This window comes from Pseudomonadota bacterium (assembly GCA_039815145.1).
Taxonomy (GTDB): Bacteria; Pseudomonadota; Gammaproteobacteria; order Steroidobacterales; family JBCBZW01; genus JBCBZW01.
Window position 1 is genome coordinate 1 of sequence record JBCBZW010000007.1, and the last position, 17,309, is coordinate 17,309.

Sequence of the window (17,309 nt, forward strand, 5' to 3'; positions counted from 1 at the left end):
GACCTGCTGCAGTTCCACGCCTGGCATTACCCCGATCCGTCGTGGCTGGACGCGCTCTTCTACCTCGACGAGCTGCGCCAACAAGGGTTGATCGGGCAACTCGGCGTGACCAACTTCGACACGGCACACCTGCGCATCGCGCTGGCGAGCGGCATCCCCATCGTGAGCAACCAGCTCAGCTACTCCCTCGTGGATCGTCGTGCTGCGGGCGCGATGACCGCCCTGTGCGAGGAGTTCGGGGTCAAGCTGCTGGCCTACGGCACGTTAGCGGGCGGCCTGCTGAGCGAGCGATGGGTGGATGCGCCGGAGCCGTCGACCCCGCTTACCTGGTCGCAGATGAAGTACAAGCGCTTCATCGACGTGGCCGGCGGCTGGGCGCGCTTCCAGGCCGTCTTGCAGGCGGTCGCCAAGGTGGCGCAGCGGCACGGCGTGAGCATGCCGGTGGTGGCCAGCCGCTACATGCTGGATCAGCGCGCCGTTGGCGGGGTGATCATGGGCGCGCGCCTGGGCGCCGCTGACCACGTGCAGGAGAACCTGGCGATCTTCCGCTGCACCTTGGATGCGCAAGATCACACCGCGATCGGTGCGGCGCTCGCGAGGCTCGACCCGATTCCGGGTGACTGTGGCGATGAATACCGTAAGCCCCCTTTCCTGACCGCCGCCGGCGATCTGAGTGACCACCTGAATGCGATTCCCCCGTCCATGACCCCGCAGCGCGGTGCCGACGGGCGCGTACGTGTCTTCAGCGGTACCCCGTGGGAGCCGCTGGCGGGCTATTGCCGGGCCGTGCGGCATGGCGCGCAGATCACCGTGTCTGGCACCACTGCTACCCACGGTGATCGGCTCATCGGCGGCGCCGATGCGGCGGCGCAGACCCACTTCGTGATCGACAAGATCGAAGCGGCGATCACCGCCCTAGGAGGGCGTCTGGAGGATGTGGTCAGGACCCGTGTACTTGTCAACGATATCGCCGATTGGGAACCCGTCGCGCGAGCCCACGGTGTTCGCTTCGCTAGCATCTGTCCGGCCAACACCTTGGTGGAAGCGCGCCTGGTGGGGCAGGGCTACAAGGTGGAGATCGAGGCGGATGCCGCCGTGAGCCGATAGCCCGCGCGCCCGTGCGCCAGGCGAAACTTGAACTGCGTCAAACTTCCGCGCATCCGTCGTTGAAGCCCGAAGCATTCGGGACGATATGACCGTATAGGCGTCAAGCGGCCATGCCCTCTTCCTGCGGGCATCACCGATCGGCATTGCGAACGCCTGGTAGTGCAGGAAGTGAAACCGGGATCCACGGCACGAAGCGCGCGAGGCTCAAGCTTGTCATGGCAACGGCCAATCAAGTCTCCGACAAACGCCAGCTCAGTGGTCAGCGAGTGATCGCCCCGTGCGAGGTCATCGCGGACACGGCGAACCCCTACGCCTGGAATCCCGTGCGCTGTGGCTACATGGTGCTGAACGTTCGCGGCGGTTGCCTCTACCTCGGCGAGGTGTTCGATGACAAGGACATCGATACCATGTTCCCCCGGGATGGGCGCGGGCTCTTCACCAGCCTCACCCTGTGCGCCGAGAACGCCCCCGAGGTGGTGCTCGAGAATGTGCATGTCGCCTTCAAACGCATCAACAAGCACGCCGATCGCGACGGCATCGTCTTCACATTTCTCGATCTATCGGAAGAACAGTTGGACACCCTGTTACGCGCCATCGACACGCTGCCCAGGATCGGGCGCAAGGAGGAGGCCAGCGTACCCCTCGAGAAGGTCATCAGCTTGAACAAGTCCGATCGGCTGACGCTGCTCTAGGCGGATCTCGAGAACCCGCCTCGCCGCCAATCCCGTCTTTTGAGTGTCGTTGATCGGTGACATGAATTGCACTACGCTGTCTTCGTGTGGCGACATCGGGGGTTCACCTTAGCAATCCCTGCGCCACCGCCTCAGGGAGACCACTAGCAACACGCTCATGGGAGACGATATGCGCAGGGACGCGTCACGGGGAAGGTACGCCCAACTTCTGACTATCATATTCGTTAGCTTGGGCGTGGGGTCGCTGCAGGCGGCGGACGTGGACGGAGTGAAGTTTCTCGGGGATGAAACCGACCGCAACGTCGGCATCTTCGTCGGCGGCGACGGCGACTTCAATGCCGACGGCGTCGACGATCTGGTCATCGCCGCCTGGAAGACGTCGAGCGACTCAGACGGTCGCGTCTACGTGATCTACGGAGGCCAACCGGTCGATCCCGACTTCCGCCTCGGCGATCTGCTGGACGGCGACGGTACCCGGGGCATCGCGATCCATCCCGACGATGCCCGAACGCGCGACCGCTTCGGTCGCTCCGCAGACTTCATCGGCGACATCAACGGGGATGGGGTGGATGACCTCATCGTCGGCTCCATCTACTCCGGCCGCACGGACATCGGCGACCTGCCCTACGACGCGGGCGAGGCCTACGTGATCTACGGTCGCGCCGGCGGCTTGCCGAACAACTTCAACGTCGGCGACCTGCTGGCGGAAAACGGCGGCGACGGCAGCGAGGGGTTCGTCATCCGCGGCTTTCGTCGCCAGGACGAGCTCGGCCGGTCCGTCAGCCGGGCTGGCGACCTCAACGGTGACGGGCTGCCGGATCTGGTGGTGGGCGCCCTGGTCGACACCTACATCTACGATGATCCCACCCCCGGCGACGGACCGGGTGAGGCCTACGTGATCTTCGGTCGGCCGGACAACGGCTTCCCCGCCGAGATCGAGGTCGAAACCCTGGTCAACGAGGGCGACGGCAGCGAGGGCTTCGTCGTTCGTGGGGTGAAGAACCTGGACCGCATGGGCGTGGTGGCGGAAGCCGGCGACGTCGACGGCGACGGTATCGGCGACCTCGTGCTGGGCGCCCTGTCCGGCGGGCGAGGGGTGTCCGGCGAGGTGTACGTCGTCTACGGCCGCAGCGATCCCTTCCCCGGCGTGTTGGAACTGGCCTCGCTCCTGCCCAGCAACGGCGGTAACGGCAGCGAAGGCTTCGTGGTGGTCGGTGCGACGCCCGGCGATCGCCTCGGCCTCGTCCACGGGGCTGGAGATATCAACGGCGATGGTTTCGACGACGTGCTCATGGGCGGCTACCGAGCAGAACCCTTCGGCTTGATCGAGTCGGGGGCCGTCTACGTGATCTTCGGCACGCCCCGCGCGGTGCGTGGCCCGGCCTTCGATCTACGCTCCCTGTTCCCCGCCAACGGCGGTGACGGCAGCCGCGGTTTCATCGTGCCGGGCAGCGATGCGGGCGATCGCCTGGCGTCCGTGAGCACGGCGGGTAACGTCAACGGCGATGACTTCGAGGACTTTATCGTCGGTTCCTTCCGTGGGGAGGAGGGCGGTGGCAACAACACCGCGGATGTCGGCGAGGCCTACCTGATCCTCGGTCGCGCCATCTTTCCGCCCGTGTTCGTGCTCGACACCTTGCGACCGGAGTTTGCCGCCGACGGCAGCTCGGGCGCGGTGATCACGGGCGAAGACGCAGGCGGGCGCCAGGGGCGAGCCCTCAGCACCGCAGGCGACATCGACGGTGACGGCTACGACGATGTCATCACCGGCGCCTGGCAAGCGGACGGCGAAGGCAACGGTCGCAGTTCGGACGATGCGGGCGAGGCCTACCTCACCTACGGACGACCGGGCCTGCAGCCCTCCACCCTCAAGGTGGCGGTGTACGACAACCCCTTCCCCAACCCGGTGGTCGGCGCCTGCGCGGGCCTTGCCGTGGAGCTGTTCGACGATGTGAACTTCGCCGACTCCCTCGGCACGCTGCCTGTGGCCGTCTACGAATCCCTGCCCGATGAGCAGGACAACCGCATCACGGCCATCAGCGTGCCCGCCGGGTTGCGCGTGTTGCTGTTCCGTAGTGACGACGTCTCCCTCAGTGCCGACCTCATCGTCACGGAAGACACGGTGCTCACCGGCGGCGACGACAACGCCGTCAGCGCCCTGGTGGTCGAATGCGCCGATCCGCTCGGGGTCCCTCAGCTCATCAATCCCGGGGATCAACGCAACGTGGTGGGCGATCGCATCAGCCTGACCATCGGCGTCGCCAACGCGGAACAGGGGCCCTTCACCTTCACCGCCTCCGGCCTGCCACCGATCACGGGCATCAACCCGGTGACCGGTGCGATCGGCGGCCGCGTCTCGACCCCCGGTGTGTACCCGGTGACCGTGATGGCCACCAACCGCTACGGCGGGGTCGGCGAGGTCTCCTTCCTCTGGGCCGTGGCCGATGCTTCGGACAACGTTCCGCCCACCTTGGTCGACCCGGGCCCACAGACGGACTTCCTGGACGCGCCGGTGACCCTCCAGCTGCAGGGGGATGACGTGGACGGCGACGTGTTGACCTACACGGCCGCTCCCTTGCCCGAGGGGTTGCTCCTCGACCCGGCGACGGGGCTGATCACCGGGACGCCCACCCTCGAGCAATCGCTCACGGTCACCGCCACGGTCAGCGATCCGGGCGGCGCCAGCGCCTCGGTGACCTTCGCCTGGGATGTGGAGCTCGAACCCAACCTGCCGCCGACGCTCGAACAGCCGGCGGACCAGCGCACGGTGGTCGACGAGCCTGCCTCGCTGCAACTCGTGGCGAGCGACGGCAACGGCGATACGCTCACCTTCGCGGCCGAGGGGTTGCCCGAGGGGCTGAGCATCGATCCTGCGACGGGCTTGATCAGCGGCACGCCCACGAGCATCGGTGAGTTCATCGTGTCTGCCTCTGTCGCCGATACGCGCGATGGCAGTGATCAGGCGAGCTTCACGTGGCGCGTACTGGACGATGAGGTGCTCATCGACACGGGCTTCGACGACGACGCCGATGGCTTTACCTACATCGACGATGCCTTCCGCGGCACCGACGAGCCGACCTACGCCGACGGCACCTACGGCGCCGACAGTGGCTTCGACGGCGGTGGGCTCGAGGTGGTGACCGGTGGCATCGACGGCGATGACATCACGGGCATGTCGGGCGGTTGGACCCGAGGTTTCACCCTGGTGGAGCCGTCGGTGGTCTCGCTCACCTTACGCTACGAGTTGAACCACGCGGCTTCCCATGAGCCCGACGAGCTGGTCCAGGCCCTGGCCTCCATCGACGGCACCTTGCTCGGCGCTGACGGCAGCGATGTCATCGCAGAGCTGGTAGGACTCGACGGCAGTCCCGACGATGTCGACAGCACCGGCTGGCAGGTCTTCACGGCGACGGCGTCATTGCCCGCCGGCGAGCACGTGCTGACGCTGGGCATCTACCACAGCAAGAAGACCGTGGCCGACGAGATCTCGAGCGTGCGCTACGACGATGTGAGCCTGACCGTCGCGCCGGTGATCGTCGACGCCCGCTTCGACGGCGATAGCGATGGCTTCGCCTACGCCGACGATGTCTTCCGTGGCACCGACGCCCCGGCGTACGCGGACGGTGCCTACGAGAGCGACGGTGGCTTCGACGGCGGCGGCGTGGCCGTGACCACCGGCGGCATCGACGACGACGACATCACGGGCATGTCCGGTGCCTGGTCGCGCGGCTTCAACCTCGCCGAGGCGTCGACGGTCACCCTGACCCTGCGCTACGAGCTCGTGCTGAGCGGGGAGCACGAGAGCGATGAGTTGGCGCAGGTGCTGGCTGCCGTCGACGGTGTGCTGGTGGGACGCGACGGTGGGGACGTCATCGATGAGCTCGTGGGGCCGAACGACGACGGTAGCCCGGATCTCACCACCGGCTGGCAGACCTTCAGCGTGACCCTGTCGCTCGGGGCGGGGGAGCACACGCTCTCGCTCGGCAGTTTCCACAATGAGAAGACCTTTGCCGACGAGAGCGCCGAGGTGCGCTTCGACGATGTCCTGATCGTTCTCGATTAAGCGCCGACCTCAGCAGCCGCGCGCGTAGAACCAGGTGTTCGGGGCGCCGTTGGGTGCCCAGGCGGGTATCCAGCCCGCGTGCCGGGTGTCGGGCGCGCCACCCTCGCATGGGCTGGCGTCGAGAATGTCGACGTGCAACCAGGTACTGCCGGCGAGGTCAGCAACTTCCTTGACCACCACGGGGCGCTCGCGGCGCCGGTCCAGGCGGAGCACCCGGCCGGCGCCCGGTCCGTCCGGCCACAGGAGTGCGTCCCAGTCGCCGGTCAGGTAGGTGAGTCGATCGGGTAGCAACTTACGCAGGGGCCAGTAGGTGCCCGCGGCGTCCGAAGGCAGCCAGGCGACCGCTTCCGGCACGGTGTCGTCGATGCGGATCGCATACCACCCCTGTGCCGTGTCCATCACGATCGCTGCTGCGAATTCATAGGTGGCTTCGCGGCTGGGTATCTCGTCCATCGAGCGCACGATCTTCACCACCGCGGCATCGCTCGCGGGCGCACTGCGCAGGGTGACGTGACCGCCGTGGGCCAGGGGTTCGAGATCCAGGAGTCCGCGCAAACGCAGGCGTTGCAAGCCGGCGTTGACTTCGCGTAGTGCCTCCGTCGCCTGCAGCGTGGCCAGCTGGGCCGCGACCTGCGCGCCGGGCACCTCGTCGAAGCCCACGAGGCCGTTCTCCACGGAGGGATCGTGTAGGCGGCTGCCCTCGCAGGTGCTGACGAAGGCGCGGGTGGGCGTTTGCGGGTCGACGGTGGCGAAGATCAGGTACTGGCGACCGAGCAGGGCGGGGATGCCGCAGCCTGCACTACTCGCCGCGGTCACGAAGGCGATGTCCGTAGGGTCACCTTTGTAGGGGGCGACGCTGGGGTCGAGCGTTAGGGTGACCTGTCCCTCGTCGGGACTGCCGCCGAGCTCGGTGACGGTCGCGATCATCACGATGTCGGCGGCGGCGAAGTACTCGCTCATCGGGCGCGGCGCGCAGCGGCAGGCGAGCGCCTGCGTCGCGATCATCATGAGGAGCGCTGCGACCGGCAATCGAAGCGATGTGCTTTGCAAAGTAACCATTGCCGTCAACCCTCAGCCGCCGAAGTCGCGCGCACGGCCGGTGCGACGCAGGGCCGCGACGGTCGTGCCGTCACAGTCCTCCAGGTTGGGTGCCTGCACGGAGCCGTCGCGGGCGACGGTGACGAGCACGGGGTTGGAGGTGAGCGACTTATACAAGGTGGCACCGTCTTGGATCCGCGCGCTGACGTAGAACACCAGTTGGTCCCAGGGCAGCACCTGCGTTGGGTCGTCGACCGAGCACACGATGACGTCGGGCGCGTCACCGAGCATGCCCGCACGCGTCGGCGTGCTCAGGCTGAGCAGACTCGCCGCGATGGCGATGGTGATGGCGAGTGTCAATGGCCTGAAGCGCATGGCGATGTCCTTCAACGTGGGAGTCCTTACAGGATAGGTCAGTTGCGCACTGGCGTGGTTCCCCAGCCGTCACGCCCCGGAGGGACTCGTGCGACAATCGGGCGCAGGGGATTACTAGTGGGGGACGCCATGGGCAAGCAGATTACACGCCGGGATTTCTTGAACGGTACGCAGGTGGCCCTGGGCGCGAGCTTGCTGACGCCGTGGAGTGAGGTCTTCGGCGCGACTGGCCCGGGAGCTGCGTACCCGCCCGCGCGAACGGGCCTGCGCGGCACCCACGATGGCGCTTGGGAGACCATGCATGCGCGCGTGGCCGGCAAGCGTTGGCCGAGCGAGAAGCCCTCTGAGGCCTACGATCTGGTGATCGTCGGCGCCGGCATCAGCGGCCTGTCCGCTGCCTACTTCTACCGCCAGGCGCACCCGAAGGCACGCATTCTGATCCTCGACAATCACGACGACTTCGGTGGCCATGCGAAGCGCAACGAGTTTCGCATCCAGGGGCGCACGCGCATCGGCTATGGCGGCACGGAGGCGATCGACACACCATCGTCCTACTCGGCGATCGCCCGCCAGCTGCTGAAGGACATCGGCATCGACTTGCAGCGCTTCTACCAGTACTTTCATCAGGACCTTTACGAGTCGATGGGGCTGGGTCACTCCATCATGTTCGACGCCGCCACCTACGGCGAGCGCAAGCTCGTCACCGGCTACGGGTCGCGGCCGTGGGAGGCCTTCGCCGCGGACACGCCGATGAATCCGCGCGCCCGAGCCGACCTGGTCCGCATCTTCACCGAAGAATGCGACTACCTGCCGGGACTCTCCTACGAGGAGAAGTACGCGCGCCTCGCCAAGATCAGCTACCTGGATTTCCTGCGCGACCACGCCAAGGTGGACGAGCAGGTGCTGGGCATCTATCGCCAGTGGTTCCGCAGCTTCTACGGCTTGGGATCGAAGGACGTGCCGGCGCTGCTCATCAGTGAGTACGGCGACGGTGGCGGTCTGCCGGGCCTTACGCACACGATGCCGCGGGTGGGTCATCGCGGCGATGAGCCCTACATCTTCCATTTCCCGGATGGCAACGCGTCCGTCGCCAGGTTGTTGGTGCGCGCGCTGCTTGCCGAGGCCGTTCCCGGCGAGACCATGGAGGATGTGGTGACCGCCGTGGTCGACTACGCGTCGTTGGATCGGCCCGGATCGGACCTGCGCTTGCGCCTCGAGAGCACGGTGACCAACGCCCAGCACACGGGCGATGAGAAGGCCGTGGACGTGACCTACGTGCACCATGGGGAGGCCACTACCGTGCGCGCGGGTCAATGCATCATGGCGTGCTACAACGCCGCGATCCCCTACCTGTGCCCGGAGCTGCCGGCGGCCCAGAAGGAGGGTCTGGCCTACAACGTGAAGGTGCCCCTCACCTACACCAAGGTGCTGATCAACAACTGGACGTCGTTCGTGAAGCAGGGCATCTCCTACGTCTACTTCACCAACGACTTCTACAAGCAGATCGAGCTCGACTACCCCGTGAGCATGGGCGACTACGCCTTCGACGAGGGACCCGAGCAACCGATGATCGTGCATCTGTGCCACGTGCCCTACTTCGATGGCATCGAAGGGCCCGAGCAGTGGCGCGCCGGTCGTCGCCAGCTGCTGTCCACGTCCTTCGCCGACTTCGAGTTCCACGTGCGCGATCAGATGGACGCCGCCCTCGGCGCGGGCGGTTTCGATGCCGAGCGCGACATCGAGGCGATCACCGTCAATCGCTGGCCCCACGGTTACGCTTACAACCCGATCTACCTGTGGGAACCCGAGTGGCAGGACCCCGCGGCGACCCCCTGGGCGATCGGGCGTCAGCGCTTCGGCCGCATCGCCATCGCCAACTCAGATGCCGGGGCGAGCTCGGACACGAACACGGCGATCACCGAGGCCCACCGAGCGGTGGGTGAGCTGGTGGGCTGACCGAGCCGCTAGATAACCTTGGAGAAGCGCTGCGCGGTGGCGGCTTCGCGCAGGTAGCGGTCGAAGCACATGGCGATGGGGCGCAGGAGGAGCTGACCGCTGGCGGTTACCTCGATGTGCGCGTCCGTGAGGGTGACCAGGCCGTCGTCGGCCAGCGTTGCCAGGTCGCTCAGATCTTCCGCGAAGTACTCCGCGAAGGTGATCCCGTGATCGCGCTCGATGTCGCTGAAGCGTAGGTGCCCGTCGCACATCAGCGCCTGGATCACGTCGGCCCGCAGCACGTCATCGTTCGCCAGGGGCATGCCGCGCACGATGGGCAGGCGACCTGCGTTCACGGCCTCGCAGTACGCGTTGGTGTTCTTCTCGTTCTGGTAGAAGCTGTTGCCGACGTTACCGATGCCGCTCGCGCCGAGGCTGACCAGGTCACAGTGCGCGTGAGTGGAGTAGCCCTGGAAGTTGCGATGGAGATGACCCTCATCGCGGGCGCGCACCAGTTCGTCGTCGGCGAGGGCGAAGTGATCCATGCCGATGTACTCGTAGCCTGCATCGCACAGGCGCGAGATGGAGAGTTCCAGCAGGGCGAGCTTGTCCGCATCGCTCGGCAATTCGTCGGCGTTGATCAGCTCCTGGGCCTTGAACAGTTGCGGCATGTGGGCGTAGCTGTAGAGGGAGATGCGGTCGGGGCGGGCATCGATCACCGCGTCCAGCGTGTGGTCGAAGCGCGCGGCGGTTTGCAGGGGCAGGCCGTAGATGAGGTCTACGGACACGGAGCGATAGCCTGTCGCGCGGGCCGCCTCGATCAGGGCGATCGTCTGATCGTAGGACTGCACCCGGTTGACGGCGCGCTGCACATCCGTATCGAAGTCCTGCACCCCGAGGCTCAGGCGGTTGAAGCCGAGGTCGGCGAGGGCGGCGATGCGCTCAGGCCCCACGGTGCGCGGGTCCACCTCGATGGAGCATTGCAGGTGATCCGCGTCGGCGAAGGAGAAGTGCTCCCTGAGCTGGCCCATCAATAGCGTTAGCTGATCATCATCGTAGTAGGTCGGCGTACCGCCGCCGAGGTGCACCTGTTCCACCTGGCGGGTGTCCGCGTAGAGCGCGCCGTGCATGGCCGCCTCGCGCATCAGCGTGTCGAGATAGGCTGCGGCGCGCTTTTCGTTGCGCGTGACCACCTTGTTGCAGCCGCAGTAGTAGCAGAGCGATCGGCAAAAGGGCAGGTGCAGGTAGAGCGAGAGCGGGGCGGCGGCGCCCTGCGCATTGCTGGTGTGCGTGTAGCGTACGTAGTCTTCGCGCGTGAACGATTCGGTGAACTGTGGCGCCGTGGGGTAGGACGTGTAGCGCGGGCCACGTCCGCCGTGGCGGCGGATCAACTGAGCATCGAAGCGAACCTGGGTCATGACCGAGTCAGTCCTTACGCGCAACGAGGGGAATGGCGCCATGCTATGTGCCCGCTCCATTCGCTCGACATTCGTAGATTTACCTACCGGCATGAAAGCGGAGGTGATTTATTGGTGGTGCGCAGTCGCTCGACGAGCTCGAAGTCGGGCCCTCGATTGAGGCTTCTACGTATAGCTGGGCGCGAGTGCGTTTTCCTACCATCGGCGCAGACCCACTAACGATAAAGCCGTCGATGGATCGGCGGCGATACAAGGCTCGCCATGTCTACGCCAATCGCCCGAACGCGTGACGCCCTTGGGGAGTACCCCGCTGGGACCGTCACCAAGTCTCCCCTGTCCGCCGTCGGCGGCCTCCTGTTGCGCCCTAGAGGTGTTGTCCCCGCGGTGGAGTCGCTCGACGTCGATGCGATCATCGAAGAGGTCAAACGTCGCGGCGCGGTGATGTTGAAGGACTTCGCCTTTGACGTCCCCGCCTTCGAACGCTTGTCGGATCGCTTCGCCTGCGAGTTCGTCGACAACCTCGGCAGCGGTTCCCTGCGCGAGACCGTGAACGGCGCGTCCGACGGGACCATCCAGAATGTCGCCTACCGCTACGGCCAGGGGCGCCAGCGCACCTTCCCGCTGCCCCTGCACGCGGATCGCGCCTACGTGAAGTCCAAACCACAGGCGATGTTCTTCTACTGCCAGCGCCCGGCCTCCCGTGGAGGCCAGACCACGGTGGCCGATGGCTTGAGCGTGTACGAGTGCCTGAGCGATCGAACCCGCGAGTTGTTCGATACCACGCGGGTGAAGTACATCCGCCACTATGGCGCCGACGAGTGGCCGTTGCTCTACCGCACCGCTGACTTGGATCAGGTGCGCGAGTACTGCGCCCGCAACGACATGACCCTGCGGGCCAACGCCGACGGCTCCATTCACACGGAGTTCGTCACCAGCGCGGTACCGCTCACGCGTTGGCAACGGCAACCGGCCTTCTGCAACAGCGTGCAGATCGGCTACTGGCAAGAACACACCCTGCAGCGAAAGATCAACTACGTACGCCTCGAGGATGATCGCGAGATCCCCGCAGCCGTGATGGCTGAGGTGGACGAGGTGAGCGCCGCGCTCACGGTCGAGGTGCCCTGGGCGAGCGGCGATCTGGTCATGGTGGATAACACCCGCATGCTGCACGGTCGCCGTCGCTTCGATGACGAGCAGCGCGCCGTGCTGGTGCGTATGGCCGGGGAGGTGCACTGGTGAGCACCGTGTCGCCGTCCCTAACGAAAACGATAGATGAGGGAGTCCCTGCTGTGACGTCTTCGAATGCCGCTGAGTCCCTGCCCGCGTTTCGCTCGCCCACGGCGGGGGACATTCCCGGTCTGCTCCCGAGCACGACGGCGCCGGCGCCGCCCGCCCCGGTCGTGCAGCCGGACTACACGGCGGCACGCTCGATGCTGGACTTCATCGATCGCATGAGCGAACGCTTGCGCCCCGGCGCGCAGCGCTTCATCCAGGGCCTGGTGCCCGAGATCCGCGAGACCTATCGCGCCATGCACGTGGCCCTGGACCGCACCAGCGCCGATCTCGACGAAGTGCGCAGCGCCCTGGCCCTGCTGGCGGCGGGCACCGCACCCGAGCGAGCGGCAGGCGATGGTGCCGTGACGTTGCGAAGCGAACTCGCCGCGCCCGGCGAACCGCTGGATGACGACCTGGTGGAGGCGGCCTACGCGGGCATACTGACCCTCGCCGAGCGCCTGGGCGGCATGGGATCGGAACGCCTCGTTGAAGCGATCGAGACAATCGAGCTCGGGTTTCTGGCCCTGGAGAGCGCGTATCGCGAGCAGACCCAGCAGCTGGCCCAAGCGCGGGAGCGCTTGGCGCAGGGGTGGGCCAAGCGGGCCACGGCATTGCCTGGCCCGGACGACGCCCCGCCGCCGCCTGGCCTCGAGCAGATCAGCCAGTTCGGTCTCACGCCGGATCAGGTGAGCTTCTTCGAGGAGAACGGCTACGTCGGTCCCATCACGCTCTCCTCACCGCAGGAGATGGCGCGTATCCGACGCTGGATCGACCGCGCCGGTTTCTTGCACACGGCTTCCCCCATCTACGCCTCGGGATCTCCCCGCGGCTCGGCCGAGGCTCGCGATTGGCACCTGATCTACCCCGAGGTGCACGCGCTGTGCACCCATCCGGCCATGGTGGCGGTGATGGAGGCGTTGCTCGGCCCGGATCTGCTCCTGTGGCGCTCCCAGTTCATGCGCAAGGAGGCAGGCGCGCCCGCCCTCGCGTGGCACCAGGACGGCTCCTTCCCTGGCGGCAAGATGATCCCAGCCTTGAACCCCGTGAAGACGGTCTCGGCCTGGCTCGCGATCGACTCGGCACAGGTGGATAACGGCTGCGTCTGGGTGGTGCCGGGCTCGCACAAGGGGGAGCTCGAGTACGAGCGTCGTGAGGCGAGCAAGGGGCAGGGCCTCTTCCATCGAGGCTTCGAAGTGCAGTACGCCATCCCCGAGGAGCAGGCCGTGCCCATGGTGCTCGAGCCGGGTCAGTTCATGGTCTTCGATTGCCAGACCCTGCACGGCTCCAGCCATAACCCTTCTCCCTGGCGTCGCCTGGGCCTCGCCGCGCGCTACACCAGCGCCGATGTGCGGGTGTACGAGGGGCAGGACGTGGACGGCCAGGGCTACGCGCTCGACCGCTTCGGGTGCGTGCTCGTCGCCGGCGAAGATCGCTACGGCCACAACGTGATGGCGCAGGCCCCGAAGGCCTGAGCTTTGATTAGGGCCCCTGGCAAAGGGTGGCTCCCCCGCGACGTCGAGGGGGCGAGCCCTCCGCGCGGTGCCCACCAAAACCGATAGGCCGGGCGCGCTCCCATCGAATAAGACAAAGGACGTGTCCCATGCGCATGATGCTTTCTGCCGCGGCCCTCAGTGTGGCCGGTCTGCTTGCCGCGGGCAGTGCTTCCGCAGCCCTGTTCACCTACGACAACAACGGCGGCACCTTCGGCAACGGCGGTTCCTTCAGCAACATCACCTCCACCTACGACGGCGCCAGCGAGCAGCTCACCTGGGTGGTCAGCGATGCCTCGCGCAATGGCCTGAGCATGGACGGCGCTTGGCTGGTGTTGAGCGACGGCCCGAACCCGAAGCGTGCAGACGTCAACGAGCTCGCCATCTTCTACATGGACTTCGTGAACAACCGCATGGCCGTGTCAGGTGCGTGGCCCTTTTCATGGTGATGTCATCGCTCGTTTGGCGAGTAGGGAAGCCCCTTCAGGCGTTGCGCAGCTGCGGCGCGATCGGTAGCTCCCGCAAGCGCTTGCCCGTGGCGGCGAAGATCGCATTGGTCAGGGCGGGCGCCACGGCGGGTACGCCAGGTTCCCCCAAGCCGCCGGGGACATCTGCGCCGCGCAGGAAGTGCACCTCTTGCGTGGGCGCGTCCGCCAGCTTCAACAGGCGGTAGTCAGGGAAGTTGCGCTGCTGGATGCGGCCCTCGCGCACGGTGATCTCCCCGAACAGGGCAGCCGACAGGGCGAAGATCACCGAGCCGGTGATCTGCGCCCGAGCGGAGTCCGGGTTGATGACCAGGCCGCAATCGACGGCCGAGGTCACGCGATGCACCGTGACGTCGCCGCGCTCGTCGACGCTGGCTTCCGCCACCTGAGCAACGATGGTCTCGAAGCTCTTCACCAGGGCCACGCCCCGCGCACGGCCGGGCGCCAGGGCGCTGCCCCATCCCGCGGCGTCGCCGGCCTTCTCCAGTACGGCGCGCATGCGTGGATCGCTCAGGTGGTCGAGGCGGAAGGCCAACGGATCCGCGCCGGCGGCGTGGGCCAGCTCGTCGATGAAGGACTCGTTGAAGAACCCGTGTTGGGTGAAGTCGACGGAGCGCCAGGCGCCGACGGCGATCGGGCTTGGACAGCGCACGCGGGCGATGTCGCGGGCGGGCACGTCGTAGGGCAGGGCGAAGGGCCGCTCCGAGTCGGGCATACCGGCGTCGGTGTAGACGTAGCGGTTGACGAAGGCGCTGATGCGCCCGTCATCGCCCACGGCGCCCTGTAGCTTGGCGCTGATGGCGGGGCGATAGGTATCGTTGGTCATGTCGTTTTCGCGGGACCAGATCACCTTGACCGGCGCCGGTACGCGGGCTGCGATGCGAGCGGCGATGGTGACGTAGTCGAACTGCCCGCGACGGCCGAAGCCGCCCCCCAACAGGCGCTTGTGTACGGTCACCTGCGCCGGATCCAGGCCCAGCTCCTCGGCCACCGCATCCCTGGCGAAGGGGAAGTTCTGGTGGCCGACCCAGAGGTCCGCACCGTCCGGCCGGGCGTGCACCGTGCAGTTGAGGGGTTCCATGGTGGCGTGGGCCAGGTACGGCACCGCGTAGTCGGCTGCGAGCGCGGTGCCGGTGGCCATCGCGCTCGTCGCGTCACCCTCTCCATCGAGGGTCTGGAGCTTGCCTTGTTCGAGATCCTGCAGGTGTTGCGAACGGATCTGTTCACTGGTGAGCGAGGGTTGGCCACCCTCCCAGCGAAGGGTCAGGTCCTGCAGGGCTTGGTTCGCCACCCAGTAGCCGTCGGCGACCACCGCCACCACGTCGCCGAGGTTGATGATGTCGCGAACGCCGGTCCGCGCGCGTGCCCGGGCGTCGTGCTCGATCACGGCGCGCGCATCGCGCACCTCGGGCAGGGCGATGGCGGCGTACACCATCCCCGGCACGGCGACGTCGATGCCGAACTGGGCGCTGCCATCCACCTTTGCGGACAGGTCCAGGCGCGTGACGGGCTGGCCGACCAGGGTGTAGTCGCTGGGCGCCTTGAGCGCCGGTTTGAGCGACGGGGAGTAGCGGGCCGCAGCGCTCGCCAACTCGCCGTAGGTGATCTGGCGGCCGCTGGGCGCGTGCATCACCTGGCTTGCCCGCGTGGTCAGTTGAGCGGGGTCGACCTCCCACAGGTCGGCCGCCGCTGCTACCAGCATCTCACGCGCAGCGGCGCCGGCGCGGCGCATGCCGTGATGGCCGGTCAAGCGAATGGCGGTGCTGCCCCCGGTGATCTGCCCGACCAGACCCTTGGCGATCTGCAGAAACGCAAAGTCGATCAGCGGGTACATGAAGCCGGGGATGGCGGGGGCCTCGCCGATGATGTAGCCGCGGCCGAGGTCGCTGTTGGTGTAGGCGTCAGTGGTCGGCGCGTCCTCGATGCTCACGGTCGCCCAATCCGCGTCGAGCTCTTCGGCTAGCATCTGCGCCAGGCCCGTACCCGCGCCCTGGCCCATCTCCGAGTGCGGGATCAGGACGGTGAGCTGGTTGTCCGGCGTGAGCTTCACCCAGGTGTTGAGCAGCACCTGTTCACCCGCGGTGCTGCCCTCGCTGGTCATCTTCAGGCGGTTCGGCGCCAAGGTGATGCCGAGGGTCAGTCCGCCGCCGACGAGGCCCGCGGTGGCGAGGAAGCCGCGACGGGTCAGGCGCGCGAGCTTGCCTACGCCGGTGCCTTGCGCTTGCTCGCTCATGCGCCCAGTTCCCGGCGCTGCTTGGCGGCCGCGTGGATGGCGGGGCGCAGACGGTCGTAGGTGCCGCATCGACAGATGTTGGTGATGGCGGCGTCGATCTGCTCGTCCGAGGGCTCGGGGTGCTGGGCGAGCAACGCCTCCACCGCCATGATCATGCCGCTCTGGCAGTAGCCGCACTGGGGCACCTGATGGCTGAGCCAGGCCTCCTGCACCGCCGTGCGCGTGTCGAGCGAGCTGATGCCCTCGATCGTCGTGACCTGCGCGTTGGCGACTGCCTGCACCGGGAGCACGCAGGTGCGCACAGCGTTGCCGTTCACGTGCATGGTGCACGCACCGCAGGCCGCGATGCCGCAGCCGAACTTGGTGCCCGTGAGGCCGAAGCGCTCGCGAACGGCCCAGAGCAAGGGCATCTGGGGGTCGCCGTCGAAGGAGACCGGGCGACCGTTCAGTTCGAAGGAAATCGACATGCGGGCCTCTCCCGACGTGCTGAGGATAAGCGGACGATAGTCCGTTTAAGGTGGGTGATCAAGTCCTGGGGAACATCTTGCTGGAAGGGCTCGGCTCCCTCGTAGAATACGCGCCATGCCTGCGACCGTGCCCACCCTCCCTTCGCTCCGCGCGTACGAGAGCTTGCCACCCGAACGAGCCGACGCGGCGGAGAACCGCCACGCGATCCTGCGCGCTGCGCAGGACTTGCTGCGTGAGCGGCCGCTGCAGGAGATCACCATGACTGACCTAGCAAGCGCTGCGGGCGTGGGTCAGGGCACCCTCTATCGCCGCTTCGAAAACAAGGCCATGTTGGCCAAGGCCCTGCTGCTCGAACGCCTCATGGCCCTCGATGCCGAGCTGCACGAACGCCGCGCCGCGGGCGATGCGCCGCGCCACCTATTGCATTGGTTCGTCGGTGATCTCGTGGAACTGGTGAGCTTGCAGGCCGATCTGGTGGCTGCCATCACCATGAAGGAGAACATGCTCGCCAACTGGTGGACGCAGACGCCGCCGGCACGCTGGCTGGCGGCCGTCATGGCGATGCTGTACGACGCGGCGACCGGTGCATCTGGCGGCGAGGATTTCGCCTCCCTGGTGATGCCCGCCGTCATGGCCCTGGGCCCGGCCCACGGACGGCGTGAGGTGGCGACCGCCCGCGCACGCATCGCCCGCCTGGTCGATGCGATGCTCGCGCACCCGCAGGACTGAG

The 17,309-nt window shown here is 66.9% G+C and carries 13 protein-coding genes; 8 read left to right on the top strand and 5 right to left on the bottom strand.

The window, feature by feature from the left end; all coding sequences use genetic code 11:
* From AAF184_03495 to AAF184_03505, 3 genes are all read left to right on the top strand, one after another.
* On the top strand, positions 1 to 1,107 hold a 1,107-nt coding region (locus tag AAF184_03495; protein MEO0421373.1), incomplete at its 5' end, for an aldo/keto reductase.
* A 215-nt stretch (positions 1,108 to 1,322) separates the two neighbouring features.
* On the top strand, positions 1,323 to 1,799 hold the full coding sequence (locus tag AAF184_03500) for a hypothetical protein (protein MEO0421374.1): 477 nt from the start codon (positions 1,323 to 1,325) through the stop codon (positions 1,797 to 1,799).
* Positions 1,800 to 2,058: 259 nt separating this feature from the next.
* On the top strand, positions 2,059 to 5,862 hold the full coding sequence (locus AAF184_03505) for a putative Ig domain-containing protein (GenBank protein MEO0421375.1): 3,804 nt from the start codon (positions 2,059 to 2,061) through the stop codon (positions 5,860 to 5,862).
* Positions 5,863 to 5,871: 9 nt separating this feature from the next.
* Here the strand turns inward: AAF184_03505 and AAF184_03510 are convergent, their stop codons facing one another.
* Both AAF184_03510 and AAF184_03515 read right to left on the bottom strand, forming a co-directional pair.
* Positions 5,872 to 6,870, bottom strand: a complete 999-nt coding sequence (locus tag AAF184_03510) for a hypothetical protein (protein ID MEO0421376.1) — start codon at positions 6,868 to 6,870, stop codon at positions 5,872 to 5,874.
* Positions 6,871 to 6,933: 63 nt separating this feature from the next.
* Positions 6,934 to 7,290, bottom strand: a complete 357-nt coding sequence (locus AAF184_03515; protein MEO0421377.1) for a hypothetical protein — start codon at positions 7,288 to 7,290, stop codon at positions 6,934 to 6,936.
* Positions 7,291 to 7,404: 114 nt separating this feature from the next.
* On the opposite strand from AAF184_03515, the gene AAF184_03520 reads away from it, so the two are divergent.
* A complete protein-coding gene (locus tag AAF184_03520; protein MEO0421378.1) occupies positions 7,405 to 9,231 on the top strand; it encodes an NAD(P)-binding protein in 1,827 nt (608 codons plus the stop codon).
* An 8-nt stretch (positions 9,232 to 9,239) separates the two neighbouring features.
* On the opposite strand, the gene hemN is transcribed toward AAF184_03520, so the two are convergent.
* Positions 9,240 to 10,628 (bottom strand): oxygen-independent coproporphyrinogen III oxidase, encoded by a 1,389-nt coding sequence (gene hemN / locus AAF184_03525; protein ID MEO0421379.1) that lies wholly within the window; start codon positions 10,626 to 10,628, stop codon positions 9,240 to 9,242.
* Between the two features lie 261 nt (positions 10,629 to 10,889).
* Between hemN and AAF184_03530 the strand changes: the two genes are divergently transcribed.
* The 3 genes from AAF184_03530 to AAF184_03540 all read left to right on the top strand — a co-directional run bounded on the left by AAF184_03530 (position 10,890) and on the right by AAF184_03540 (position 13,842).
* A complete protein-coding gene (locus AAF184_03530; protein ID MEO0421380.1) occupies positions 10,890 to 11,867 on the top strand; it encodes a TauD/TfdA family dioxygenase in 978 nt (325 codons plus the stop codon).
* 50 nt (positions 11,868 to 11,917) lie between these two features.
* The gene (locus tag AAF184_03535) at positions 11,918 to 13,375 is read left to right on the top strand and encodes a phytanoyl-CoA dioxygenase family protein (GenBank protein MEO0421381.1); all 1,458 of its coding nucleotides are present in this window, start codon (positions 11,918 to 11,920) and stop codon (positions 13,373 to 13,375) included.
* A gap of 128 nt (positions 13,376 to 13,503) precedes the next feature.
* Complete coding sequence (locus AAF184_03540; protein MEO0421382.1) at positions 13,504 to 13,842, top strand: hypothetical protein; 339 nt, start codon at positions 13,504 to 13,506, stop codon at positions 13,840 to 13,842.
* 34 nt (positions 13,843 to 13,876) lie between these two features.
* Here the strand turns inward: AAF184_03540 and AAF184_03545 are convergent, their stop codons facing one another.
* A complete protein-coding gene (locus AAF184_03545; protein ID MEO0421383.1) occupies positions 13,877 to 16,111 on the bottom strand; it encodes a molybdopterin cofactor-binding domain-containing protein in 2,235 nt (744 codons plus the stop codon).
* On the bottom strand, positions 16,108 to 16,572 hold the full coding sequence (locus tag AAF184_03550; protein ID MEO0421384.1) for a (2Fe-2S)-binding protein: 465 nt from the start codon (positions 16,570 to 16,572) through the stop codon (positions 16,108 to 16,110). The genes AAF184_03545 and AAF184_03550 overlap by 4 nt, the downstream gene beginning before the upstream one ends.
* 169 nt (positions 16,573 to 16,741) lie before the next feature.
* Here AAF184_03550 and AAF184_03555 point away from each other — a divergent pair, with 169 nt between their 5' ends.
* On the top strand, positions 16,742 to 17,308 hold the full coding sequence (locus AAF184_03555) for a helix-turn-helix domain-containing protein (protein MEO0421385.1): 567 nt from the start codon (positions 16,742 to 16,744) through the stop codon (positions 17,306 to 17,308).
* Position 17,309: the final 1 nt, after the last annotated feature.